Here is a 24,518-nt window from a genome sequence, read left to right on the forward strand (position 1 = left end):
CCGACGCGGACAAATGGACTGCCCGCGCGCGCCTTGGTAGTCAGGGTACCGTGCACGTCGGTCTCGATCGCCTCCCGGACCTCCCGCAGCTCAAGCGCATCCGATCGGCTCGCCTGGGCGTCCTCGCGCACCCGGCGAGCGTCGATCGCGAGCTCACCCACATCGCCGCCGTCCTCGAGGAGCTCGGCGTGCGCCCGCGCCTCTTCTTCGGGCCGGAGCACGGCTACGGCGGCGAGGCGCAGGACATGGCGGCGGTGCGGAGCGACGTCGACGGGCGCTCGGGCGCGCGCATCGTCAGCCTGTACGGCGACCGCTTCGAGGATCTCTCGCCCTCCGCGGCGGATCTCGCGCAGATCGACCTGCTCCTCATCGATCTCGCCGACGTCGGCGCGCGCTACTACACGTTCGTCTGGACGGCGCTGCTCGCGCTGCGCGCGGCCCACGCGGCGGGCGTTCACGTCGTGCTGCTCGACCGGCCGAACCCGATCGGCGGCGCGACGGAGAGCGTGGAGGGCGCGACGCAATCGCCTGGGTTCCTCTCGTTCGTCGGCCTCGAGCCCGTCCCCATCCGCCACTCGCTCACGGTGGGCGAGCTCGTCGCGCTCTTCGCGCGGCGCGAGGGCATCCCGCTCGGCGACGTCGACTGCGGGCTGCAGGTCGTGGCCGTGGAGGGCCACCGCCGCGAGGGGCTCGCGGCCGAGTGGGACCGGCCGTTCGTCTTTCCGTCGCCGAACATGCCGACGGCGGACACCGCGCTCGTCTACCCGGGCGGCTGCCTGATCGAGGGGACGAACCTGTCCGAGGGCCGCGGCACGACGCGGCCCTTCGAGATCGTCGGCGCGCCGTGGCTCGACGGCCGCGACCTCGCGACGCGCCTCGCGTCCACGGGGCTTCTCGGCTTCGTCGCGCGGCCGCTCACGTTCCGGCCCACGTTCCAGAAGCACGCCGGCAAGATCTGCGGCGGGGTCCAGATCCACGTCACCGACCCGCGCACCTTCCGTCCGGTGGCGACGTACGTCGCGCTCACCGCGTTCGCCCGCAGGCAGCAGCCGGAGCAGTTCCGATTCCGCACCGAGCGGTACGAGTACGTGGACACGATCCCGGCGTTCGATCTGCTCACCGGCTCTGCCGCCGCGCGCCTCGCCATCGAGGCCGGCGAGGATCCGCTGTCGGTCGCGCTGGAGGTGTCGCGGCCGGACCCGTCGTGGCCCGAGGTGATGCGCGAGGCGCAGGCTGCGGTGGAGGCCTGCTGAGCGCCGCCCGCGCGGCTCAGCGATCGTAGCGATCGTAGGGCGCCGGCCGGGAGAGGATGCCGGCCGTGTAGCTCGTCGCGAGGACGACGAGCAGCAGCGCGATCCCCGCGGCCACGAAGAAGGTGCGCGCCGGGAGCTCGGCGGAGAACCCGAACAGCCAGGGCGCGGCGAGGAGGCCGACGGCGATGGAGAACTCCACGGCTCCGTGCACCGCAAACGGGATCTTCCGCGCGGCGCCGAGCGGGTGGTCGGACAGCAGCGTCACGACGAGGTGCGCCAGGGCCGTGACATAGCAGACCGACGTCGGCACCGTCCCGAAGCGGAGCGCGAGCGGCGCGAGGGCGAGCAGGGCGACGGCCGCGTAGTCGATGTACCCATGGTGGCGGGGAGACAGGAGCTTCATCGGTCCCTCCTTGGGGGGAGCTCTCCCCGCGGCGGTGCATCGCATGTGCCGAGGAGAGCGGCCCACGGCGCGCGCAGGCGGCCCCGGAACGCCTCGTCCGCCGGAGCGCGGCGCGCTCGCCCCGCGTCCGGGACGGGCGCGAGGGTGCTTATCGTGCTCACACCAGGCGAGGCGGCCGCCGGTGGTGGCCGGCTTCGAACAGGAGGGTGGAACACGATGGGGCGAGAAGACGAGAAGACATGTTCATAGTGACCTTCTCGCCTTCATGGGAGCTCCCCTCCGGGCACATGCGATGGCGACCCGCCCGCCGGCCCAGCTTGACGCGGCCTCCGCGGGGCGCAGGTTCCGGCGCATGCTGGGCAGATCTCGCGCCGCCCATCGACCGACGCGCGCGGACGGCGCGCCGCGTTGCCCGTCTGGCGGCCGCCCGCGGGCGAGGGAGCTTTCATGAGCGCGGCGCCGCGGCTCACCGGCCGAGTCGTCCTCCCCGGGGACCCCGGGTACGACGACGCGCGCGAGGTGTACAACGCGCGCTTCTCGCGACGTCCAGCCGCCATCGTGTTCTGCCAGGACGCGCAGGACGTCGCGAACGCCGTCCGGTGGGCGACGGCGCGCGGCGCGGAGATCCGGGCGAGGAGCGGCCGGCACTGTTACGAGGGGTTCTCCGTCGTCGACGCGGGGCTCGTCGTCGACGTGAGCGATCTCCGCAGCGTGCGCGTCGACCGCGAGCGCGGCGTCGCCGTGGTGGGGGCAGGCGCCGACCTCGTCACCGTCTATGACGCGCTCGGGCAGGTCGGCGTCACCGTCCCTGCGGGCTCCTGCCCGACCGTGGGCATCGCGGGGCTCACGCTCGGCGGCGGGTTCGGCCTCCTCTCGCGCGCGCTCGGCCTCACGTGCGACAGCCTGCTCGCCGTCGAGATGGTCACCGCGGACGGCGAGGTGATCCGCGCCGACAAGGGCGAGCACCAGGATCTCCTGTGGGCCTGCCAGGGCGGCGGGGGCGGCAACTTCGGTGTCGTCACCTCGTTCACGTTCAAGACACACCCTGTCTCCCATGTCTCGATCTTCAGGATCACCTGGCCGTGGGACGCGCTTCCGGGCGTGCTCGATGCGTGGCAGTCGTTCGCCCCCGCCACCGAGGAGCGGCTGACGAGCATCCTCAAGCTCACGGCCAGATCCGCGGGCGAGATCTCGTGTGTGGGTCAGATGCTCGGGACAGGCGAGGAGCTCAACCGGCTCCTTCAGCCGCTCGTCTCCGCGCGGGGGGCCGCGCCTCTCCGCGTGTCGATCCACACCATGCCTTACCTCAACGCGGTCGGTGAGTTCGGCGGGCTCGGCAGCGATCCCGATCGATGGAGAGTGCACCAGCACCAGGCGCAGGCGCGCTTCAAGAACGCGTCGGCGTATGCCTACGAGCCCTTCGACGAGGGCGCGGTCGCGGCGCTCACCGCCGAGCTCTCGCGCGCGCCGAGCGCGAGGTGCCTTGTCCAGCTCGACGCCTACGGCGGCGCCGTGGGCCGGGTCGCGCCCGACGCCACGGCGTTCCCGCACCGGCGCGCGCTGTGGAGCCTGCAATACCAGGCTTACTGGACCGCGGCCGCGGAAGAAGAGGAGAACGTCGCCTGGGTCGAGCGGGTCCGCCGCGCGATGCTGCCCCACACCCGAGGCGCGTACATCAACTACATCGATGCGGGGCTCGAGGACTGGCTGACGGCCTATTACGGCGCGAACGTCGCGCGGCTCGCGGCCGTCAAGGCCAGGTACGACCCGCGCGAGGTGTTCCGCTTTCCCCGTTCGATCCCCCGCTCCGTGCCGGCGCTCAGCCCAGCGCCATGAGCTCGTCGAGGGTGGCCTCGTACTCGTCGAGCAGCGGGTGCGGCCGCAGCGCGCGGCACATCGCGCGCAGCTCCTCGAACCTCGCGATCTGCGTGTCCCTGCCGCGCTTGAACATCGACCACGGGTCGCCGTGATCGCGCGTGCACACGATGATCGACTGGAAGTTGTCTATCTTGTCCGCCAGCGTGATCGCCTGCGCTTCCCAGGGCTTCGTGGGGAACGCCTCGAGGTAGAGCCGCTTGCGGTCCTCCCAGGGCAGCGACCTGTCCTGCTCGGTCACGTGGCGGACGAGCGTGGCGACGCGCTCGCCGAAGTGCTGGAGCAGCTCGTCGAACGTGACGCCCTGGTCCTCCATGGCGTCGTGCAGCGCGCCGGCCGCGACCACCTCGTCGTCGAAGCCGTGGCGTGCGAGCAGGACCGCCACGCCGGCGAGGTGGCTGATGTAGGGGACGTCGGCGTTCGGATACTTGCGCCTCTGTGCCCGATGCCAGACCGCCGCCTGGTCGAGCGCGCGCTTGAGGAGGGTGCCCATCGCGGTGTCCCGCCAACCATAGCCGCTCGTCGTCCTGAACGCAGGCGCCAGAACGCAGGCGCCCGATGGCGACCGACCTCCACCCGGCGAGCCCGCCGTCCGGCTCGCCCCCGCGCCGCCGCGGAACGCTCCGCGCCGCCTGCCCCGTCCCGCGCCGCCGCGCGCTGCTCCGCGCGCATGGGCCGCCGCGCCGCCGCTCCGCGCCGCCTGCCGCGCCCCCTGCCGCCGCGGACGGCTCCCCCGCGCCCGGACGAGCCGGCGGCGACCTGCCGACGGCCGCGCTGCCCGAGCGGCGAACGGGTAGCGCCGGCGCGTCGCCGGGCGCCGGGCGCGACGACCTCGCGCGCTCGCGCCCGCGCGCGCCCTGTCCTCGAGCCGCGCGGCGCTCCGGAGCGTCACCCAGGTTGAGACCTCGAGATCGATCGACGGCGCAGCGCCGCAGCGGCCGCGCCGCGCGCGCTCGATAGCCCATCGTTCGTTCAGATGGTCCGGGGAGGTGCGCGCAGGTGCTACGAAGATGTGGCCCGCGTCGCTCGTTGTTCAAGACGGGTCAGTTGCTGACCTGTATACTCGTCAGCGACAGCGTCTTATATCGTCATGCGTAACCCGCCGACGCAGGGTGCCACCTCATGAGACCTTGTTCTTTCCTCTCGCTGGCCGCCGCGCTGGCCGCTCTCGCCGTCGCCCCCGCGCCCGCGCGGGCGCAGGACGCGCCCGTCAAGCCCGAAGGCATGGCCCTGAGCCGCTTCGTCCCGGCGCCGGCCGGGGACCGCATGTTCAGCGTGCCGTCGCCGTTCGCCGCAGGCCACCTGACGCCGCACGTGATGCTGATGGCCGACTACGCGAGCAATCCGCTCGTCCTGCGGCGCGCGCGCGACAACGCGGAGATCGGCGCGGTCGTCAGCGATCAGCTCACGTTCCGGCTCAACGCGTCGCTGCCGCTCTGGAACAGGGTGAGCCTCAGCCTCGACGCGCCCCTCACCGCGGTCCAGTCGGGCGAGAGCCCGAACGGCGGCGGCCAGCAGTTCGCGTCCCCGACCGGCGCCGATCTCGGCGACCTGCGGGTCGGCGCGCGCGTACAGCTCCACGGCACCTACCACGACCCGCTCCAGGTCGCCGTCGGCGCGTATCTCTGGCTGCCCACCGGCGCGGACGACTCGTTCGTGAGCGACGGCAGCGTCCGCGCGATGCCCTACGTCGCCGTCGGCGGCCGCACGGAGCGGCTCGTGTGGTCGAGCGCGCTGGGCACCGAGCTGCGGCGCTCCCAGTCGTTCGGCGGCGTGGCGCAGGGGACGATGCTCACGCTCGGCGGCGGCGTCGGCCTCCTCGCCGCGGACGGCCGGCTCCAGATCGGGCCGGAGCTCACCGCCGCGATGGTGCTCGAGGACATCAGCGATCGCACGGTGAACGCGGAGCTCCTCCTCGACGCGAGGTATCGATTCCTCCCCTTCCTGGAGGCGGGCATCGGCCTCGGGCCGGGGCTCACCTCGGGGATCGGCACGCCGGACCTGCGCGTCGTCGCGATGGCCGCCTTCACGCCGGAGCAGCCGACGGACCAGGACAGGGACGGCATCGGCGACCCCGAGGACGCCTGCCCGAAGGTGCCCGGCGTGCGCAGCGACGATCCGCGCAAGCACGGCTGCCCCCCGCCGCCGGACCGCGACAACGACGGCATCCCCGACGGCGAGGACGCGTGCCCGCTCGTGGCCGGCATCCCCAGCGACGATCCGCGCAAGCACGGCTGCCCCCCGCCGCCGGACCGCGACAACGACGGCATCGTCGACGCGGAGGACGCGTGCCCGCTCGTGGCCGGCGTCCGGAACGACGACCCGCGCAAGAACGGCTGCCCGCCGGACCAGGACGAGGACGGCGTGCCCGACAGCGAGGACGCGTGCCCCGAGGTCAAGGGGGTCCGGTCGAAGGACCCGGCGAAGAACGGCTGCCCGCGCGATACGGACGGCGACACGTTCCGCGACGACAAGGACGCGTGCCCGCGGGAGAAGGGCTTCGCCGACCCGGATCCCGAGAAGCACGGCTGCCCGAAGGCGGTGCGGGTCACCGACAAGAACGTCGTCATCCTCCAGCAGGTGCAGTTCGACACGGACAAGGCCACCATCAAGCCCGTGAGCGATCCGCTGCTCGACGAGGTGGCCCAGGTGCTGAAGGAGCACCCGGAGATCGTGCTCATCGAGATCCAGGGCCACACGGACGACCGCGGCACCGACGAGCACAACCGGATCCTGTCGCAGAACCGCGCCAACTCCGTGATGGCGGCGCTGGTCCGGCGCGGCATCGACTCGACGAGGCTCACGGCCCAGGGCTACGGCCGGGACCAGCCCCTCGACGACAACAAGACGGAGGCGGGCCGGCAGAGAAACCGGCGTGTCCAGTTCAACATCATCAAGAAGGCCGCGTACCAACCGCAGGTCGAAACCGGAGAAGATCGATGAGAAAGCAGTTGAGCGTCACCGGTCTCGCGCTACTCACGCTGATGGGCCTCACGACCGCCAGCGCGACGGCGGAGCCCAAGCTGCGGGTGCAGGTCGATCAGCAGGGCGACTTCGCGCTCATCGGGAGCTCGATCGGGCAGGAGTGCCGCTCGTCGACGCCGAGGCCCCAGGTGGGCACGGTCGGCGACTGCGGCGCGTCGACGGTCGAGTCCGGGCCCGATCTCCTCTGGCGCTCCGACTCGCCCGAGGACGGCAAGGCCGAGGCGAGCCTCGATATCGCCCCGGAGGACGCGCGCACGACCGCGGTGCTGGAGCTCCCCGAGGGAGCGACGGTGACGCACGCGTACCTCTACTGGGCCGCGCGCAACCCCGCCGGCGCCGATCTCGAGGTCGAGCTCCACCACGCGGGCGGCTTCGACGGCAAGGTCACCGCCATCGACTCGGTCGAGACCGTGATCAACCAGGGTAAGGACAACGAGTCGCGCAACTACCAGTCCGTCGCCGACATCACCGCGATCGTGAAGGAGAGCGGCGCCGGGGCCTACCGGGTGGGCGGCGTGGACGTCGTCGACGTGAGGAACAGCGACGACGACGTGGTGTTCGTGGCCTGGTGGATGGTCGTGTTCTACGAGGCGCCGAAGTCGCCGATGCGCAACCTCGCGCTGTTCGACGGGCTCGATCGGGTCTCGGAGGGGAACTCGCAGCAGGTCGAGCTGTCGGGCTTCAAGGTGCCCGACGCAGGCTTCAACGCGAAGCTCGGCATCGTCGCGTTCGAGGGCGACAACACGAACTCGGGCGACAGCGTGTTCTTCAACCCGCAGAACCCGGGCAAGCCGGACCCGGCCGAGGCGCTCAGCAACGAGCTGAACCCCGCGGACAACTTCTTCAACAGCACGCGCTCGGCGCTCGGAAAGCCGGTGTCGGTCGAGGGCGACCTCCCGAGGATCGCGGGGACGCCGCAGAGCATGTCGGGCGTCGACATCGACATCGTGGACGTCAGCGCGAAGCTCAGGCCGGGGAACGACCGGGCGACGCTCGTCGCAACGAGCAGCCAGGAGCTCTATTTCCTCGCGGGGTGGGTGACGTCGATCTCCAATTTCGGCCCCGATTTCAGCAAGTCGACGAAGGTGGCGACGGACCTCGGCGGGCTGCCGACCTACCGCGGCGACGCGATCGAATACCGCATCACGGCGACGAACAGCGGCAATGACGACGCGGTGGGCGTGGTGGTGACCGACGCGCTGCCCCAGGGCGTGACGTTCGTCCCCGGCTCGCTGGCGATCGTCGACGGGCCGAGCGCCGGGCCGCAGACGGACAGGGCGAATGACGATCTCGGCGAGTACGACCCGCAGACGCGGACCGTCAGGTTCCGGCTCGGCGAGGGGGCGGACGGCGCGCGGGGCGGGGGCATCCCTGCGGGCGGGAGCGTGACGGTGCGCTTCGAGGTCACGGTCGACGCGGACGCGCCGGACATCATCAAGAACCAGGCGAAGATCGCCGCCGGCGGCGCGATGGGCGCGCCGGTCAGCGACGACCCGACCGACGGCAACGGCGACGCCGCCGGCGCGCCGCCCACCGAGCTCGCTGTGGAGCCGGAGGACTTCTACGCTGCCGGCAGCGGCATGATCGGCGCCTGCGCGACGAGCCCCCGAGGCCAGGATGGAAGCGCCGGGTGGCTCGCGGGGCTCGCGCTGGCCGGCCTGCTCTGCCGGCGGCGCAGGGCCTAGAGCGACAGCCGGGTTGGACCCGCCGGAAACGAGCAGAGCTTCGAACCGCCAAGGCGCCGAGGACGCCAAGATATCGTCTTCTTCTTGGCGTCCTCGGCGTCTTGGCGGTTGATCCCTCGCTCGACCAACGGATCGTTGTTCCAGCGCTCCGTCACCGGGCGCTCACCGGGCGCACGCGGAGCGCGGGTGCCCGGTCCGCTGGAGGGCGGGCGCCCTGTCCTCAGTTGATCGTGAACGACTTGCTGACCGCGACCGGCGCGCCGCCGAAGGCGGGCACCCGCGCGCCGCGGAACAGCCTGGCGACGCAGCCGCCGACGCTCGTTCCAGCGAACGGCGCGCCCTGGACCTCGGCCGACGTGACGTTGCCGCTCGGCGCGAAGGTGACCCTGACCTTGCCGGTCCCGGTCGGGCCGCCGGCCCTCTTGCAGCTCTTGGCGGACGCCGCGGCAGCGCCGAGCGCCGAGGTCGCGGCGCCACGGTTGAACGGCCCGCTGCCGGACGAAGCCGCTTCCGCCGCGGGCTTCGGCTCCGGCTTCGCCGCCGCGGCGGCGGCCGCCGCCGCCGGGGCAGGCTTGCTGCTCTGCGCCGACTTCTCCGCCGCGCCGGGCGAGGCCTGATCCGGGGCCGCGGCCGCCTCGGCGCCGGCAGCGGGCTCCTCGGAGGCGGCGGGCGCGGCCGTCTCCGACGGGGGAGGCGTGGCGGCCGCCGCCGTCTCGGTCGGCGTGGCCGCAGGCGGCGGGGTCGCCGTCTCCGCCGGGGGCGTCGCCTCGACCGGGGCGGTGTTCGCCTGCTCCGGCGTGACCGTCTCCTGCTCGGGCGACGGCGACTGCATGAAGAAGAAGGCGACGCCGCCGATCAGCGCGACGACGGCGACCGCGGCGGCGATCAGGCCCGTGCGGCTCCGCGTGGCGGGCGCCTCGGGCGCCGCGAGCGGGGAGAGCGACGGGAGCGACGAGAGCGGCGCCGGCGGTACGGACGACTTCGCCGAGCCCGACGGAGGCGGCCGCGAGTCCGCCACCGGCGCCAGCAGGGGCGGCGGGGCGAGCATCGGCGCGGAGGCGATGCCGCCGCCGCCGAGGTTCAGCAGGTCGTCATACCCGGTGCGTCCGTTGTTCTTCGCCGGGCGGCTCGAGGGGCGCCGGCCGACCGGCGTCTCCTCCGGCTTCTGCTTGGCCACCGCAGTCTCGACCGCCGTGAGCGCCGAGAGCGAGAAGAGGACCGAGTTCTCGTTGCGCTCCCCCACCTGCCGCTCGGCGCCGGGCTGCGGCGCGGGCGCCGCCGCCGGCTCCGCGGCGCGCTCGGCGGCGGCGCTGAAGACGTCGGCCGCGGGCGCCCGGCCCGCGCGACGCGCGGCCGTCGGGGCCGGGGTGGCTGCAGCGGCCGGCGCCGCAGCCGCTGCGGCCGCCGGGGCCGCGGCATCCGCGGCCGGCGCGGAGGCCGCGGCTGCGGCCGTGGCAGGCGCCGCCGCCGCGGACGCCGCGGCCGTGGGCGAGGCGCCGGGCAGGTTCGGACCGCGCCGCGCGTCCTTCATCACCACGGTGCCCTCGGGCCCGAACCTGAGCCCGGTCGGAGCCGGCGCGACGGGCACCGGCGCCGACGCGACGGCTGGCACGGCCGGCGTGGGCGCGGCCGCTGGCGCAGGCACTGCGGCTGCAGGCGCTGGTACGGCGGCGGCCGCGGGCGCAGCCGCCGCCGCGGGCGCGGCCGCCGCCGCGGGCGCAGCCGCCGCCGCCGCAGCATCCGCCGCCGCGGGCGCAGCCGCCGCCGCCGGCGCCGCGTCCGTCGAGAACTGCTGCCGGAGCTCGGGCACGCTGGCGATCGGCAGCCAGTCGCCCATGCCGTCTTTCCAGACGTACGTGTCGTTGCTGAGCTCTCCGCGGGCGTACGCCGACACGAGCTCGGCCGTCGTCATCGTCCGCTCGTCGCCCTCGGCGACGTTGACGGTCCACGCGTCGGGCGAGGCCCCCGAGGCCGCGCCGCCCGCGTCGGCGACGAGCTTCGCCTCGGTGTCGTCCGAGAGATCGCCCTGCTGCCCCGCGGTCGCTTCCTGCGCCGCGGCGGTCGCCGGGGAAGCGTCATTCGCGCCGGTGACGACCATCGCGTGGTTGCATTTCTTGCATTTGATCTTGACCGTCTTGCCGACGACCTTCTCGTCGGCAATCGTGTACTTCGCCTGGCAAGACTCACACGTAATCTTCATGCGATTGTCGCCCTTCCCGTTCCGGCCTGCGGGCATGGGTTCAACGACCACACACGCGCACGTCCACGCGGCCCGGTCGTGTTGATGGCAGGATAGCGGGACGTCGCGAGGCCGATCAAGGCGACGACTTTTTTTGTGAACCGCGGACGGCACTGCCGGCATCGCGTCAACCGCGCGGCGAGCTCCGGCGCGGTGCGGCGGATGACGCAGCGCGCGTCGATGCCGCGCGCAATCGTCGGGGCGCGGTGCGCCTCGGCTCAGTTCACGAGGACGAGCTGCGTGCCGTCTTTACCGCAGAACATCGCCTCTGCTGGATAAAGCTCGCCGCACGTCGGGCAGATCTTTCCGCGCGCCGCCCGCGCCGGCTGGACCTGCGTCATGGCCGCCCCGGCCGCGGGCGGGGCCCCTGAGGACGCCGGCGCCTCCTCGGCCCCGGCGCCGCCGCGCTCTCCAGCGTCGCCGCCCGTCGAGGCCGGGCCCTCCAGGTCGCCGCCGGGCCGGCGGCGGCCCCGGCGCAGCAGGATCAGCCCCGCGAAACCGAGGCAGGCGGCCACCCCGCCCACGATCGCGACGAACAGGTTCTTGCGCTGGCGCCCCAGGTCCTCGCCGGTGGTCGTGCGCCCGCCGATGGTGCCGGTCGCGATCACGACCGACGCGGCCTCGTCGCTCTCGCCGGCCTCGTTGAGCCCGCTCGTCGCGAGGAGCGCGTCGTAGCGATCGGGGCTGGTCACCTCGATCGAGACGGTCACGCCCTTGCCGGCAACGGACGCGACGAGGCCGAGCTTCCCATCGCCCGCGTCGGCGCCGATCGAGAGCGCGCCGGTCGCGTCGACCGTCGCGGCGGACGCGAGCGGCCCGGGCGCGACCGACCACGCGGGCCGCGTCGGGAGCGCGCACCCCTCCGCATCCATCACCAGCGCGCGGAACTGGAACCTCTCGCCCGGCCGCATGAGCTTGCGCGACGGCGTGACCTCGAGGCGCGCTGGCTCCCCGGGGGCGTCGCAGGCGCGCGGCGCCGCGGGCTTCTTCGCGGCGGCGGGCGCGCTCGCGGCGGGCGGCGGCGCGCTCGCGGGCGGCGGCGCGCTCGCCGCGGGGGGCGCCTCGCCCGCGCGCCGGACGAGCGTGTAGGTCCGCGTCCTCGTCACCGAGGCGCTGCAGGTCGTGTCCTGGATGACGAACTGGTACTGGCCCGTCTCGACCATCTGGACGCTCGTGTCGGTCGCCTGCGTGGTCGTCGTGACGACCGCGCGGCGGGGGTCGTTGGGGGGCGTCGTGCAGCGCGTCTGCCAGGAGCGCGCGTTGCCGGACGCCGAGTGCTTGCTCCGCGCCAGCCCGGGCATCTGCTCCCAGCACTCGGCGGTGCTCCACGGCCGACCGGCGCCCGAGATCGACAGCTCCGAGCCCTGCTGCTGGATCTGCACCGCGCCGCCCGGGGCGCCCTGCGGCCGCGGCCTGGGCCCGCACGCCTCGCCCCACGCGGCGATCGACCACTGCTCGGTGAGCGGGCTCGCCGTCCACGATCCGCTCAGCGTCGGCTGGTCCTGCGCGGCGCCCGTGCTCGGGTAGGCGGCCACGAGCGACGAGGCGACGAGCGCGAGGCGTGTGGGGAGGAGGGCCGGCGAGGCGAGCAGCGGGCGTCGCACGGCGGAACCCTAGCAGCGCCCGCCCGCGGGGGGCACCCGGCAGGCCCGCGGCGTGCTCGACGGTGCGACGACGCACGCGCCAGACGAACCAGACGAACCAGACGAACCAGACGAACCAGACGAAGACGACGACAAACGCGCTCCGGCCCGCCCGGCCGCCGGGGCCGGAGGAACCAGGGTAACCAGAGGAAGAGTAGGCGGTGGCGCAGGACGGGGGCATCACGCGCCGGCAGGGGGAGACGCGGCGCCTCAAAAAGCGCGCGCCTCGAGGAAGGATCTGGACAGGCGAAACAGAGATTCGTTATCTTGAAAAATGGTCCTGTGCGCACTCTGCATCAAATCTCGCTCGCGACGCTCGCGCACCTGATCCGATCCTGTTCGTCCCTCCGCCCTGCAACGGGCCAGAGCGGACGCGGAGCGCTCCGGCGCTCCAGCGCTCGGCCGCGCGCCGCTCTGCGCCGCGGACCGCCGTCGTCGGCCGGGGGACGCCGACTGGCCATGACGGTGCCCAAATTCGTCACCGCGCGGCCCAAAAGCGTCACTGTGCAAGCCAGCACGCAACACTGAATTTATCGCGTATCACCATCAAAAAGATCTGGACACTTTCGACATCGAGTTGCAAAGTTAAACACTGTCCCTTTGCGCATCCGCTCTCCGATCCGAGCCAAGGCGCCCGCGTACCTGATCTGATCCCGATCAGCCCCGCGGGGCTCAGTCCGACCGGAGCCCGCGAAACCGACCTCGCCTGACCCGTGTGTCATGGCGCCTGCTATTCGGATGACGCTCCAGCAGTGGTTCACCTGTGAGGACCTCAAGGAGCTACCAATGAAGCAGATCGCAATCGCCTCCTCCGCCGCGCTCGCCACCCTGTTCATCACCGCCACGAGCTTCGCCAGCACCACCGCGCCGTCGCCCACGTGCACCGTGATCCAGCGCGGCGTCCTCGGCGACATCTTCAACGCCGAGATCTGGAGCAATTACCCGAGCTACGCCGTCCGATCGCCTCACGAGGTGAACACCGGGTACTCCAGCACGGCCGGCGAGAAACGAGCCCTGTTCGGCTTCGAGCTCAGCGCCATCCCCGCGGGCTCGTTCGTCGCGTCGGCCAAGTTCTATGTTCAGACCTACAGCAGCACCGCCCAGACCGTCCGAGCCCATCGGGTGCTCGGGCCCTGGACCGAGAACGACGTCACCTGGAACAACCTCGGCGGCATCGATCCGACGACCTTCACGTCGTTCGTGGCCGGTGGCTCGGTGTGGCAGCAGCTCGATCTCACGGAGCTGGTCCGGGAGTGGGTGGGCGGCGTCTCACCCAATTACGGGATCCTCCTCGAGGAGGACCCGTACGGCAAGACATCGTACAAGGGCAGCGCCCACACGAACCTCACCTACCGCCCCCTCCTCGAGGTCTGTTACACGGCCCCGAAGGGCTCGATCGGCGACAAGGTGTGGTTCGACGCGAACGTGGACGGCATCCAGGACGCCTCCGAGCTCGGCATCGCCGACGTCGTCGTCGACCTCTTCAACGACGCGAACTGCGACCGCGCCGCCGACGGGGACCCCCTCGCGACGACCGCGACCGACGCGAACGGCGTTTACCGGTTCGGCGACCTCGAGGCGGGCTGTTACGTGGTCAGCGTCGATGACGCGACGCTCCCGCTCGGGCACTACCTCACCACCGACCACGAGCCGCTCGCCGTGTCGCTCGATGCGGGAGAGCAGGTGACCGACGCCGACTTCGGCTACGTGACGTACTCGTCGATCGGCGACACGGTCTGGCTCGACAGCGACGCCGACGGGCTCTACGAGCCGGAGACGGGCGAGCTCGGCGTCAACGGCGTCCTCGTCGAGCTGTACCAGGACGGCGCCTTCATGGCCTCCACGGTCACCGGCAACAGCCCCTACACCGGCCAGCCTGGCTTCTATCTCTTCGACACCCTCTCCGCGGGCACCTACACGGTGGTGATCACCGCCGACAACTTCATGACGAGCGGTCCGCTCGCCGGACAGGAGCCGACGGCCGACCCCGACGGCGCGCTCGACAACGCGGGCACCGTGTCGCTCGGCTGGGCCCAGGACCTGCTCGACGCGGACTTCGGCTACCAGCTCTCCTGCGGCAACGGCGTCTGCGGCGGCGACGAGAGCTGCGGCACCTGCGCTGTCGACTGCGGCGCCTGCCCGCCCGTCTGCGGCAACGGCACCTGCGAGGCCGGCGAGGACTGCGGCAGCTGCAGCGCCGACTGCGACGTTTGCCCGCCCGTCTGCGGCGACGGCACCTGCGACGCCAGCGAGAGCTGCGGGAGCTGCTCGGACGACTGCGGCGCCTGCCCGCCCGTCTGCGGCAACGGCACCTGCGAGGCCGGCGAGGACTGCGGCACCTGCTCGGACGACTGCGGCGCTTGCCCCGCCGTCTGCGGCAACAACGTCTGCGAGACCGGCGAAGACTGCTCGAACTGCGCCGGCGACTGCGGCGCTTGCCCCGCGGTCTGCGGCAACGACACCTGCGAGGCCGGCGAGAACTGCCTCGAGTGCCCGAGCGACTGCGGTATCTGCCCGCCGGTCTGCGGCAGCGGCGTCTGCGAGGCCGGCGAGACCTGCGGCAGCTGCAGCGCCGATTGCGGTGAGTGCCCGCCCGTGTGCGGCGACGGCACCTGCAAGGCGGGCTTCGAGGACTGCTCGAGCTGCAGCGCCGATTGCGGCGCGTGCCCGGCCGCGGCGCCCGGCACCGGCACCCCCGGTTACTGGAAGAACCACCCGAACGCGTGGAAGGTCTCGCAGCTGACCATCGGCGGCAAGACCTACACGAAGGCCCAGCTCCTCGACATCATCAGCCGCCCGACCAAGGGCGACGTCACGTACATCATCGCGAAGCACCTCATCGTCGCCAAGCTCAATGTCGGTATCGGCAATCAGTCGAGCTGCATCGAGGACACCATCGCCAAGGCCGACGCCTGGCTCAAGCAGTACCCGCTCGGCAGCAACGTGAAGGAGGGCGGCAAGAACACGCCCTGGGCGAGCGGCCAGCCCCTCGCCGATACGCTCGACGCCTACAACAACGGTCGCCTCTGCGCGCCGCACCGTGACTGATCGATGACCTGCCGGCAACGAGCCGGTAACCCACCGGAAACGGCGACGGCCCCCTGACAGCAACGGATGACCGCCAGGCGGTCGCCCCCCCGGGCCAGCGCCCGCCCGAGCGACCTGCCTCGCGCGCGGAGCTGGCCCACCCCCCTCCTCCCCTCTCCCCTCCTCGTCACCCGCTGTTGTTCGCCGGGCGATCTCGTCAAGAGAGGCAGCCTCGTGGCTGGTTCTCTCGCCCGCCCTCCGCGGCCGTTCCGGCTGTTCCAAGCTCACCGATCTCTTCGGCCATAACGCCACGGCGTCGCTGGCACCGACGCGCGCGGCTCGCGCTCAGGGTGGAACGGCCTTGCGCGCGCGGCGATCCGCGCGCGCGCGATGTGGTGCGGCCCCCCGAGGCAGGGAGACGGAAGTGCCCCACGCGTGCGCGTGTTCTGCCCCTCCTCGCGACAAATTGCCCCTACGAGGCGGAAGGGGACTCCTGCTCGCGCGCCGCTACGCCGCGGACGACGCGCCCCGCGCGCGCGATGAACTCGTCGAGCCCGCTTCACCGCAAGGTACGACAGCGTGGCACGCGCGCTGCAAATCCTGCGGGCTCGAGCGCCGAGGACCGCGGTGGACGGTCCGAGGACGCGGTGGTGGCGGGCCTGAAGTTAAGGAGAAGCGGCCATGAACCTGACGGAAAGCTGGATTGGCGACAAGCCCTTGGTCCCGCCTTGCGGCTTGTTCGGCAAAGGTCAGCATATCGTTCTGGCGGAGGACGACGACGACATGCGGGCCACGCTCGCCCTCGCGCTCCGGCGCGACGGGTTCGAGGTGTCCGAGGCGCGCAACGGGCTCGAGCTGCTCGACAAGGTCGCGCCCTGGCTCGGTGGGAAGGAGCCGCCAGAGCCGATCGACGCGATCGTCAGCGATATCCAGCTGCCCTGCTTCTCGGGGATGGAGATCCTGGAAGGCCTGTCCGAGCTGAGGCGCCGGCCGCCGGTCATCCTGATCACGGCGTTCGGCGACCCCCACCTCCACGCGGCCGCGCGAAGCCTCGGCGCGTCGGCGGTCTTCGAGAAGCCGTTCGACCTCGATGATCTCCGCAGCGCGCTGTTCAACCTGAAGGACAGCCCGCAGGAAGACCCGCCCGGCTTCGACGGCGGCTTCTGACGGCGCCGCGAACGGCCGAGCGCTCCGCCGGGGGCCGCCAGCCGGCGCTCAGCCGTCCGGCCGCGGGAGTGGGGTCGCCGCCGCCCAGGCCGCGACGCAGCGGCGCTCCTCCTCGGTCATCTCCAGCATGGTCGCCACCACGGCGTCCAGGTGGCGCCGGGCCTCGACGGGCAGCCCCGCGTTCGCCGGGCCGAGCTCCCGCCCGAGCGCGTCCAGCGCGGCGATCAGGTCGGCCCGACCCGGCGGGGGCGCGGGGATCGCGCGCAGGTGCGCGATCTTCACCTGCGGCATGCCCTCGCGCGCGTCCCGGTGCCGGGTGTAGTGCCACCAACGGACAGGCGAGGAGTTGAGGTAGCAGAGCAGCGCGTACTCGCTCCAGGTGGCGTCGCAGAAGCCGGCCAGGATCGAGTTGCGGAACGGGAGGCCGTCGCTCAGGGCGGCGATCGGGTACCGGGCGGTCTGCCGGATGAGCAGGCGCACCGCCTTCCAGTCCTCGTCCTTGCGGAAGCGGCCCTTCACGGCAGCGCGGTGGACATGGTGGCGCGGCGCGCGCGCGATGAGCTCGCCGACGTCGGTGCCCTCCCGGATCGGGCAGGTGTACGGCGGCACGGGGACGTCCGCGCGCCGGATGTGCTCGGCGTCCTCGGCGGTGCTCTGGAAGCCGCGCTCCCCGAACAGGACGGCCGGCAGCGGCGCGAGCGCGCTCAGCCGGTCGAGGAGCCGGCGCGACACGAGGTCGAGATCCGAGCGAGCGAGCGGCCACGGGGCGCCGGCCGCTGCCGCCCCGGGAGACGCGGGGCCGACGCGCGTCGAGAGGAGGCCCATGCACGGCTGGAAGACGCCCTCGAAGGCGTCGCTGCCGAAGCTGGGGAGGTCGGGGTCCACGGCGCAGAGCGCGTCGTGCGCGCGCCGCGTGGGGCCGTAGCCGTCGAGATCCGAGACGGACGTCGGGATGACGAGGCCGAGCCGGCCGCCCGGCCGGAGCAGCGACGCCGCCCGGTGCACGAACAGGCCGTGCAGCGAGCGGTAGCCGTGGAAGGCCGGGTTCCTGCGGAGGTGGAGGTTGAAGACCTCGGGCGCGATCGGCTGCGCGGCGCGGCCGACGTACGCGACCCAGGGCGGGTTGCCGATCACGGCGTCGAAGCCCGGCTCCGGGCGATCGAAGACGCCGGGGAACGCGAGCTCCCAGTGAAGGAACCGGCGCTCCTCGGCGATGCGGCGCGACAGCGCGGCGCGCGGGTCGGTCGGCTCGCGCGCCCCGGCCATGTGGCGGGCGAACGTGTCCGGCGTCGGCGCAGCGGCCGCGAGCTCGCCCTCCGACGGCCAGAACCAGAGGGCCATCCAGGCGTCGAGCGCGGCCTGATCCACGCCCGCGGCCGGCTCGCCCTGCTCGGCGCTCGCGGCGCGCTCCGGCGGCTGGCGCGCAGGAGCGCGCCGCGCGCGCCGCTCCACCGCGGCGTCCGCGGCGCCGCCGCGCGACGACGCGTCGGCCGGAAAGGCGCCGATCTCCGCGCGCGCGGCGCCGATGAGGCTGTCGCCGCAGCGGAGCTTGCCGTCGAGGAAGCTCAGCGGCAGGCCGCGCTCCTCCACGACGAGCCAGAGCGAGAGCCTTGCGAGGTCGACAGCGAGCGGATCGAGGTCGACACCGTACACGCAGCGCTGCGCCACGAGCGCCATCGCGCGCCTCTCGGGCGACGCCCCGGGCGCGAGGCCCGGCGCCTCGCCGGCGCGCTCCCAGGCCGCGACGAGGTGCGCGGCGAGCTGGCGACACGCCTCGACGAGGAACGCCCCGGACCCCATCGCGGGGTCGCACACCGCCAGCGAGAGGATGTCGTCGGGCGCGGCTGGCCGGCCGCCCGCACGGAGGAGGGGCGCGAGCGTGCGTTGAATGACGTGACAAGCGATGTCACGTGGTGTATAATACGATCCAGCTCGTCGTCTGATCTGGCCTGGCTGGAGGTAGAGCGTGCCGCGCGCGATCCGGCCCGGCCGTCGCGGGGACGCGCGGCGCGCGAGCGCCTGCGCCAGATCGTCCACGCTGCCGGCCGCGACGACGGCGGCGGCGTGGCGCGCGCCGAGCTTCAGGTCCGCCGCCTCCTGCAGCCGCGCGAGCCGCTCGGCGCCGGGGAGGGCGAGGAGCGCCTCCAGGTCGACGACAACGTGGGACGGCAGGAGCGCCATCGACTCGCCCTGGGCGACCTCGAGGTCGAGGGCGATCAGGCCCTCGTAGAACGTGCCGAGGTGCTCGACCTCGAGATCGCCGTGGTGGACCCTCGCGCCGCCGTGGACGAGCAGGGTCGAGAGCACCCGGTGGAGCACGCCGTCGCTGAGCGAGGGCGGGCTCGCCAGGAAGGGGAACGCGTCCGGATCGAAGAGGCCGCCGCGCGTGTCCCCGGGGCCGTTGTCGACGAGCGCGCGGAAGAGCGCCGCGAGCCGTGCCCACGCGCCGTGGCGGCGCTCGAGGTCGCCGCCGCGGCGCACGTCCTCCTCGAGCTCGTCGAAGAGCTGCGCGAGCGGCGCGCCGCCGGCGAGCAGCCCGCGCGACTCCGCGTAGAGGAGGAAGACGACCCGCATCAGCGCGGCCACGAGGCCGGCATGGAGGTGCCGCCGCCCGGCGGCGGTGCCGCCGGGCGCGAGGCCGGCGCCCTGCGGATTGGCCGTCAGGAGGCCGCGGAGGAGCTCGCCGAGCGCGGCCTGCGCCTGCTCGCGGAGCTGCCTGGCCAGGCCGTCGGGCGGAGGCCTGGGCTCGGCGGGCCGCGCGCCCGACGGCCTCGCGCCGTCGGGCGGAGCGAGGGCGCCGACCCGTTCACGGTCGCGGCGCAGGGCGGCGCTTGGCTGAGGCGATTCGGCGGACACGCGGGGCCGCGCGAGCATTGCGGATGGGGCGGGGTCCAGGCAAGCGCGCCGTCACCGGGACCGCCGGGGGCGCGCCGGGCCGCTGCCGAGGCCCTGTCGAGGGTCGCCCGGCGCGCTCGACGCCCCGGCGCCCCAGAACAACGACCACGTCGAGCGAGCGAGAAATAAACCGCCAAGACGCCAAGGACGCCAAGAAGAAGACAATGTCTTGGCGTCTTGGCGGTTCGAAGTTCTGCTCGTTTCAGGCGGGTTCAACCCGTTTGTTGCCCCAGATCCTCCACGGCCGGCGCGCTGGACAGGAGTCCTTCCTCGCCCGGAGATCCTCGCCCAGCACCGTTTACCGGAATGCGCGTGAGCCGGTCTCCGCGCGTCCGTGACGGGGTATGGATCGTGCCGTGTGTCCCGGAATGAAGCCTGAGCTGCTCGAACGATTCCCACTCGCCCATTCACGCGACGCACACTCTGTCTCCGCCCTGCGGCGCGGCGCCCTGCTCGCCGCCGTCCTGCTCGGGATCTCGGCCTGTCAGGGCGCGGGCGAGGTGCCCGAGCCGGAGGCCACCGGCGCCGTCAGCGCGGGTGGCGGCCTCTATTCCGGCATTCCCCAGGACGGCATCGTCCTCGGGGATCCGAGCGCGCCCGTCACGATGGTCGAGTTCTCCGATCTCCGCTGCTCGCATTGCCGGGATTACGCGCTCGAGGTGCTGCCCGCGATCCTCGAGCGCCACGTGAGGACGGGGCAGGTGAAGCTCGTGTTCCGGAATCTCACGTTCCTCGGGCCGGGCTCCGTGCAGGCCGCGCGCATGGCCGCGGCCGTCGGGATGCAGGACCGGCTCTGGGACTTCGTGGACCACTTCTTCCGGATCCAGGCGCGCGAGCGCCCGGCGATAACGGACGATCTGCTGCTGCGCGTCGCCTCCGAGCTGCCGGGCGTGGACGCCGCGCAGGCGATGGCGGAGCGCGAGAGCGCGGAGGTCTTTCGGCAGCTCGACGAGGCGAGGACCGAGGCCGAGCGCCTCGAGATCCGCGGCGTGCCGGCGGTGTTCCTGAGCCGGGGCGGGCAGGAGCTGCGCCGGATCCGCCTCACCTCGATGTCGCCGGAGCCGATCTCCCGCGCGATCGAGCTGCTCTTGCGCGCGCCGCACCCACCCATGTGAACCGCGCGAGCCGCGTGAGCCATTTGGATCACGCGGAATCCTCCGTGGAAGCGAAGAGGCGCCCGCCCCCCGCGCGCCTTTTTGCTAGCCTCGCGCGGGGATGACCGCCTCGCCGCACGTGTTCCCTCCCCCGCCCCCCTCGCTGCGCGGCCGGCGCCGCGAGCTCGCGACGCTCACGGCCGCCCTGCGCGCGTCGCGCCCGACGCGCATCGCGCTCGTCGGCACGGGCGGCAGCGGCAAATCGACGCTCGCGTGCGCGCTCGGGCACAAGCTCGCGCGCGAGCTCCCCGGCGGGGTTCACTGGTTCCGGGTCGGCGCCTGGGACGCGCGCACGCTGCTCGGCATGCTGTCGCTGCGGTTCGGGGCGGGGCCGTCGCCGTCGCTGCCGGCGCTGCGGCGCCGCCTGCGGGCGCTCGGGGAGATGCTCATCGTGCTCGACAACCACGAGCACGACCGCGCCGTCGCCGAGCTGCTCGACGACCTGCGCGACGAGGCGGTGACGTGGGTGATCACGGCGCGGCGCTGCCTCGTGGCCGGCGTCTCGATCTTCCCCGTCATCGCGCCGCTCGTGACCTCGGGGCAGAGCCCCTTCCCCGCGGTCGCCTCGCTGACGCGCCTGCTCCGCTGGAACCCGGTCTCCCTGGAGCTCGCCGACGCGATCGTCGCGAGCGGCGCGGCCGACGTCGACGAGCTCCGCCGCTTTCTCGTGGCGGGCGGGGTCGATCGCGTGCAGGTCATCGACCACGAGGACGACCTCCCCGAGGTCGGCCTTCTCGTCGCGTGGGCCTTCCGCGGGCTGGCGCCGGCGGCGCGCCGGATGCTCGCGGTGCTGGCGCACTCGAACGGCGACCACGTCGACGCGGCGTCGCTCGCCGAGCTCGCGCGGGCCGGGCGCAGCGCCGGCGACGCGCTCGCCTCGCTGCGCCGCTTCCGGCTCGTGCAGGAGCCGTTCGAGGGCCGGTTCGCGCTGCACGCGACCGTGCGCCACGCCGTGCTGAAGCGCACGCAGTTCGATCAGCGCCGCTTCTTCGAGCATTACGTCGCGCTCCTCGAGCGCTCTCCGGAGCGGCTCGACCTCGAGCAGACGCACCTGTTCGCGGCGATGGACTACGCGCACGACACGGGGAGCGTCGCGGCCGCGATCCGCGTGAACGAGCTCTTCTCGCGGCTCTCGCTCTGACGCGATCGCCGGTCACCGCGGCGCTCGCTGGCCACCGACGTGCTGGCAGCAGAGCTCGACGAGGCGCTTCAGCACCCATTGCCCGGCGGGGCCCATCACGAGCCCCGGCCGGTGGACAACCGCGAGCGACAGGACGTGCTCGTCGTCCCCCCACGCGTCCGGCCGGAGGCGCACGAGGCGCCCCGCCTCGAGGTCATCGCGGATCATGTGCTCTGGCAGGTTCCCCCAGCCGAGCCCGGCGCACAGGAGCTCTCGCTTCGTCTGGAGATCCACGACGCGCCAGGTGCGCGGGGACAGGACCGCCTGCTCCGGTGAGCGCGACCCGCCGCGCTCGCTCAGCACGATCTGCACGTGCTCGCGGAGCTGCTCGGTCGCGAGGCGCGCGGCGGGCGCGGCGTGCTGCTGCGCGGCGAGCGGGTGCGACCTGCCGGCGACGGGCACCATGCGCACCGACGTGAGGTGCCGGCGCTCGAGCCCCTGGGCCGCCGCGGCCGGCCCGACGACGCCGAGCTGGCATGTCCCGTCGCGGACCCGGTCCGCGACGGCGGTCATGGCCTCGGTGTGGACGACGAGCTCCACGGTCGGGTAGACGCGCGCGAACTCGACGCAGAGCTCGACGAGCGCCGACAGCGGAAACACCGCGTCGACGCACAGCGAGACGAGCGGGTCGAGGCCGCCGGCGAGCCGCTGCGCCGCGCTGCTGAGCGCGTCCGCGTCGGCGCACACGCGCCGCGCGGCGCCGAGCAGGACGCGGCCGTGCTCCGTGAGCGCCGGGATCCTCGTCGAGCGGTCCCAGAGGACGACCCCGAGCTGGCCCTCCAGGTTGGCCATCGCGTGGCTCACGGCCGACTGGACGCGGCGGAGCTTCCTGGCCGCCGCCGAGAAGCTGCCCTCGTCGGCGACCGCGATGAACGTGCGGAGCTGATCGAGCGTGATGGAGTCGTGCACCGGGCGCCACCATGCCACGGCTCGCCGCGGCGCGCGGCCTGGCGTCCGCCCGAGCCGCGGCGCGCGACCTGGCATCCGCCGGCCGGCAGCGTGCCTTTCATGCCGGGGAGGGCGCTGAAAACAGCACGGCGACCGGGGCAGGTGAGGAGCGTTTTCCCAAGGGGTCTACCCTCCGGCCGGCCGCGCGGCCCGCGGGCGGGTAGACCCCTTCTTCTACGCTCCTCGCCTGCCCCGGCCGCCGCTGCGCGCTCGATCGAGTCCGATCGAGCGCGCTCGTCACAGCCTGGGACAGCCGCCGACGCCGATCAGAGCGGCGGGTTGGCGTTCTTCACGCACTCCACGAAGTAGTCGTGGAACCAGTAACCGGCTTCCGGCGCGCGCTGGTCCGCGTTCTCGTAGCCGCAGAACAGGTCGTAGCGCTCCGCGGACTTGTCGGCGGTGCCGTCGGAGTCACCCGGCGGCTTGACCCAGTAGAAGGCGTCGAGGCGCGGCGCGCCGCCCGGGTTCGCCTTGGGCCGCTCGCCCATGCCGGCGCCGATGTTGTTGCACCAGTAGCCCCAGTCCGACCGGATGTTGCCGCGGCCGTTGCGGCTCGTGTCGATGATGAAGTGCTTGGTGCCGAGGCCCACGGCCGACAGCGCCTCGCCGAACTGCGTCACGTAGTCGAACTCGCCGTAGCAGGGGTTGAACTGCTGATCGTAGCTCTCCCCCCCCTCGGCGTACTTGAGCTGGGTGTAGTTGGCGACGTTCGTCGCGAAGCCGCGGACGTTGGGCGGATTGCCGGCGAGGTCGAGGACCTCCTTGAAGATCGCGGCGCCCTTCTCCTGGTTGTCCGGCCACCCGAGCCAGCCCGAGTGCGCAGCGTCGATGTAGTGGTGGACGTGCGACATGTTGAGCTTCTTGAGCGCGTACGCGACGCCGTCCTTGTAGCCGGCCGCCGTCTCCTCGGAGCAGTCCTTCTGGCCCATGTTCGTCGCCAGGTTGGGGAGCGAGTCGGGCTCGATGACCGTGACGATGCGCAGGTTCGGCCGGGCGGCGAAGATCTCCGCGATCCGGTCGATGAACTCGGTCTTGTACCGCTCGGCCCCGCCGTTCTCGAGCCGGAGCTCGCCGTTCGACGCCTCGGCGAAGCAATCGCGGTTCGGCAGGTCGTACACGACGATCACCGGGATGACCGGCTCGCAGAGCTGGTTCTGGAGCTCGATCGCCTTGTCGAGGTGCCCCGCGAGGCGGTCGACCGCCGCGATCCTGTCGAGCCAGAAGGCGGTGGGGATCTCCTGGACCTTCTTCATCTTCTCGATGAGGGCCGCGTCGGTCGTCATGTCGATCGACGACTGGACCTTGGCGACGTACTCCGGGTCCACGAACATGCGCCCGCCCTCGAACGGGTTGCCCGACGCCGCGACCGAGATGTTGACGCCCCCGGGGCAGGAGGACGAGCCCGTACCGGTGCTCGTCGGGGTGCCCCCACCGACGCCCGAGCCCGTCGGGGTGCCCGCGCCGACGCCCGAGCCCGTCGGGGTGCCCCCACCGACGCCTGAGCCCGTCGGGGTGCCCGCGCCGACGCCCGAGCTCGTCGGGGTGCCCGCGCCGGTGCCCCCCGGACCGCCCGGGCCGCCCGGGCCGCTCGATCCGTCGTCCCCACCGTTCTCGGTTGCACCCGAGCACGCCGCGATAGATGCGGCGCAGAGGACCGCAAACCAGTTGCTCATCCCCAGATGCGAATTCCTTCTCAGCATACTAAGCCTTTCATCTACTTCGCCAAAGGAACCAGGCAAACTCAGCACGTCAAGATTAGCGCGCCGAATCTAGACCAACGGTTTCGCTGGGGCAAGAACAAACGACGACTGCGCGATCTCACCGTCGCTTCGTACGCTTCGCAGGCTTCGTGGGCTTCGTGCCCTTCGTGATTGTCTGCCGTGCGGTTATTTTTTCACATCGAATAAAACACGTCCGTCCACATCTCGCGTCACGAGCGCGTCACGAGCGTCTCCAACCACGGCGCCGCAGGGATGCTCCTTCTGTGGAGAACGCGCCGACGCGCATCGGGCGGACGGCTCCCTGAAAGCTCAACGCACCGCGTGATCATCTCATCACGACTGG

The 24,518-nt window shown here is 72.7% G+C and carries 15 protein-coding genes; 8 read left to right on the forward strand and 7 right to left on the reverse strand.

Annotated elements, in window-relative coordinates:
* Window positions 1-50: 50 nt before the first annotated feature.
* Window positions 51-1,253: an exo-beta-N-acetylmuramidase NamZ family protein gene (locus tag WMF24_RS41910; protein ID WP_437733068.1), complete on the forward strand. Its 1,203-nt coding sequence runs from the start codon at window positions 51-53 to the stop codon at window positions 1,251-1,253.
* 16 nt (window positions 1,254-1,269) lie between these two features.
* Here WMF24_RS41910 and WMF24_RS41915 read toward each other — a convergent pair whose 3' ends face one another.
* Window positions 1,270-1,656 (reverse strand): hypothetical protein, encoded by a 387-nt coding sequence (locus tag WMF24_RS41915; RefSeq protein WP_437733069.1) that lies wholly within the window; start codon window positions 1,654-1,656, stop codon window positions 1,270-1,272.
* A 447-nt stretch (window positions 1,657-2,103) separates the two neighbouring features.
* On the opposite strand from WMF24_RS41915, the gene WMF24_RS41920 reads away from it, so the two are divergent.
* A complete protein-coding gene (locus WMF24_RS41920) occupies window positions 2,104-3,492 on the forward strand; it encodes an FAD-binding oxidoreductase (RefSeq protein ID WP_437733070.1) in 1,389 nt (462 codons plus the stop codon).
* Here WMF24_RS41920 and WMF24_RS41925 read toward each other — a convergent pair.
* Window positions 3,476-4,024: an HD domain-containing protein gene (locus WMF24_RS41925; RefSeq protein WP_437733071.1), complete on the reverse strand. Its 549-nt coding sequence runs from the start codon at window positions 4,022-4,024 to the stop codon at window positions 3,476-3,478. The genes WMF24_RS41920 and WMF24_RS41925 overlap by 17 nt on opposite strands.
* 629 nt (window positions 4,025-4,653) lie before the next feature.
* On the opposite strand from WMF24_RS41925, the gene WMF24_RS41930 reads away from it, so the two are divergent.
* Window positions 4,654-6,474, forward strand: coding sequence for an OmpA family protein (locus tag WMF24_RS41930; RefSeq protein WP_437733072.1), 1,821 nt, complete (start codon window positions 4,654-4,656; stop codon window positions 6,472-6,474).
* Window positions 6,471-8,201: a DUF11 domain-containing protein gene (locus tag WMF24_RS41935; protein ID WP_437733073.1), complete on the forward strand. Its 1,731-nt coding sequence runs from the start codon at window positions 6,471-6,473 to the stop codon at window positions 8,199-8,201. The genes WMF24_RS41930 and WMF24_RS41935 overlap by 4 nt, the downstream gene beginning before the upstream one ends.
* A 220-nt stretch (window positions 8,202-8,421) precedes the next feature.
* On the opposite strand, the gene WMF24_RS41940 is transcribed toward WMF24_RS41935, so the two are convergent.
* Both WMF24_RS41940 and WMF24_RS41945 read right to left on the reverse strand, forming a co-directional pair.
* Window positions 8,422-10,401 (reverse strand): zinc-ribbon domain-containing protein, encoded by a 1,980-nt coding sequence (locus WMF24_RS41940; protein ID WP_437733074.1) that lies wholly within the window; start codon window positions 10,399-10,401, stop codon window positions 8,422-8,424.
* A 257-nt stretch (window positions 10,402-10,658) separates the two neighbouring features.
* Complete coding sequence (locus WMF24_RS41945; RefSeq protein WP_437733075.1) at window positions 10,659-12,044, reverse strand: hypothetical protein; 1,386 nt, start codon at window positions 12,042-12,044, stop codon at window positions 10,659-10,661.
* Between the two features lie 825 nt (window positions 12,045-12,869).
* On the opposite strand from WMF24_RS41945, the gene WMF24_RS41950 reads away from it, so the two are divergent.
* Window positions 12,870-15,131, forward strand: coding sequence for an SdrD B-like domain-containing protein (locus WMF24_RS41950; protein WP_437733076.1), 2,262 nt, complete (start codon window positions 12,870-12,872; stop codon window positions 15,129-15,131).
* Window positions 15,132-15,791: 660 nt separating this feature from the next.
* Window positions 15,792-16,277, forward strand: coding sequence for a response regulator (locus WMF24_RS41955; RefSeq protein WP_437733077.1), 486 nt, complete (start codon window positions 15,792-15,794; stop codon window positions 16,275-16,277).
* A gap of 48 nt (window positions 16,278-16,325) precedes the next feature.
* On the opposite strand, the gene WMF24_RS41960 is transcribed toward WMF24_RS41955, so the two are convergent.
* Window positions 16,326-19,133 carry an Eco57I restriction-modification methylase domain-containing protein gene (locus tag WMF24_RS41960; RefSeq protein ID WP_437733078.1) on the reverse strand — a complete coding sequence of 936 codons (2,808 nt, stop codon included), beginning with the start codon at window positions 19,131-19,133 and terminating at the stop codon, window positions 16,326-16,328.
* A 407-nt stretch (window positions 19,134-19,540) separates the two neighbouring features.
* Here WMF24_RS41960 and WMF24_RS41965 point away from each other — a divergent pair, with 407 nt between their 5' ends.
* On the forward strand, window positions 19,541-20,287 hold the full coding sequence (locus tag WMF24_RS41965; RefSeq protein ID WP_437733079.1) for a DsbA family protein: 747 nt from the start codon (window positions 19,541-19,543) through the stop codon (window positions 20,285-20,287).
* Between the two features lie 100 nt (window positions 20,288-20,387).
* Window positions 20,388-21,467: a hypothetical protein gene (locus tag WMF24_RS41970; RefSeq protein WP_437733080.1), complete on the forward strand. Its 1,080-nt coding sequence runs from the start codon at window positions 20,388-20,390 to the stop codon at window positions 21,465-21,467.
* A gap of 12 nt (window positions 21,468-21,479) precedes the next feature.
* Here WMF24_RS41970 and WMF24_RS41975 read toward each other — a convergent pair whose 3' ends face one another.
* Entirely contained in the window at window positions 21,480-22,415 is a 936-nt protein-coding gene (locus tag WMF24_RS41975) for a LysR family transcriptional regulator (protein WP_437733081.1), read from the reverse strand.
* Window positions 22,416-22,720: 305 nt separating this feature from the next.
* A complete protein-coding gene (locus WMF24_RS41980) occupies window positions 22,721-23,785 on the reverse strand; it encodes a glycoside hydrolase family 6 protein (protein ID WP_437733082.1) in 1,065 nt (354 codons plus the stop codon).
* Window positions 23,786-24,518: the final 733 nt, after the last annotated feature.

Source organism: Sorangium sp. So ce1335 (assembly GCF_051521615.1).
In the GTDB taxonomy this organism is placed as follows: domain Bacteria; phylum Myxococcota_A; class Polyangia; order Polyangiales; family Polyangiaceae; genus Sorangium.

Bases quoted from the DNA above. Each gene is read 5' to 3' on its own strand.
- WMF24_RS41915 (WP_437733069.1), bottom strand. From the start codon at position 1,656: ATGAAGCTCCTGTCTCCCCGCCACCATGGGTACATCGACTACGCGGCC.
- WMF24_RS41920 (WP_437733070.1), top strand. From the start codon at position 2,104: ATGAGCGCGGCGCCGCGGCTCACCGGCCGAGTCGTCCTCCCCGGGGAC.
- WMF24_RS41925 (WP_437733071.1), bottom strand. From the start codon at position 4,024: ATGGGCACCCTCCTCAAGCGCGCGCTCGACCAGGCGGCGGTCTGGCAT.
- WMF24_RS41930 (WP_437733072.1), top strand. From the start codon at position 4,654: ATGAGACCTTGTTCTTTCCTCTCGCTGGCCGCCGCGCTGGCCGCTCTC.
- WMF24_RS41935 (WP_437733073.1), top strand. From the start codon at position 6,471: ATGAGAAAGCAGTTGAGCGTCACCGGTCTCGCGCTACTCACGCTGATG.
- WMF24_RS41940 (WP_437733074.1), bottom strand. From the start codon at position 10,401: ATGAAGATTACGTGTGAGTCTTGCCAGGCGAAGTACACGATTGCCGAC.
- WMF24_RS41950 (WP_437733076.1), top strand. From the start codon at position 12,870: ATGAAGCAGATCGCAATCGCCTCCTCCGCCGCGCTCGCCACCCTGTTC.
- WMF24_RS41955 (WP_437733077.1), top strand. From the start codon at position 15,792: ATGAACCTGACGGAAAGCTGGATTGGCGACAAGCCCTTGGTCCCGCCT.
- WMF24_RS41965 (WP_437733079.1), top strand. From the start codon at position 19,541: ATGAAGCCTGAGCTGCTCGAACGATTCCCACTCGCCCATTCACGCGAC.
- WMF24_RS41970 (WP_437733080.1), top strand. From the start codon at position 20,388: ATGACCGCCTCGCCGCACGTGTTCCCTCCCCCGCCCCCCTCGCTGCGC.
- WMF24_RS41980 (WP_437733082.1), bottom strand. From the start codon at position 23,785: ATGTTCGTGGACCCGGAGTACGTCGCCAAGGTCCAGTCGTCGATCGAC.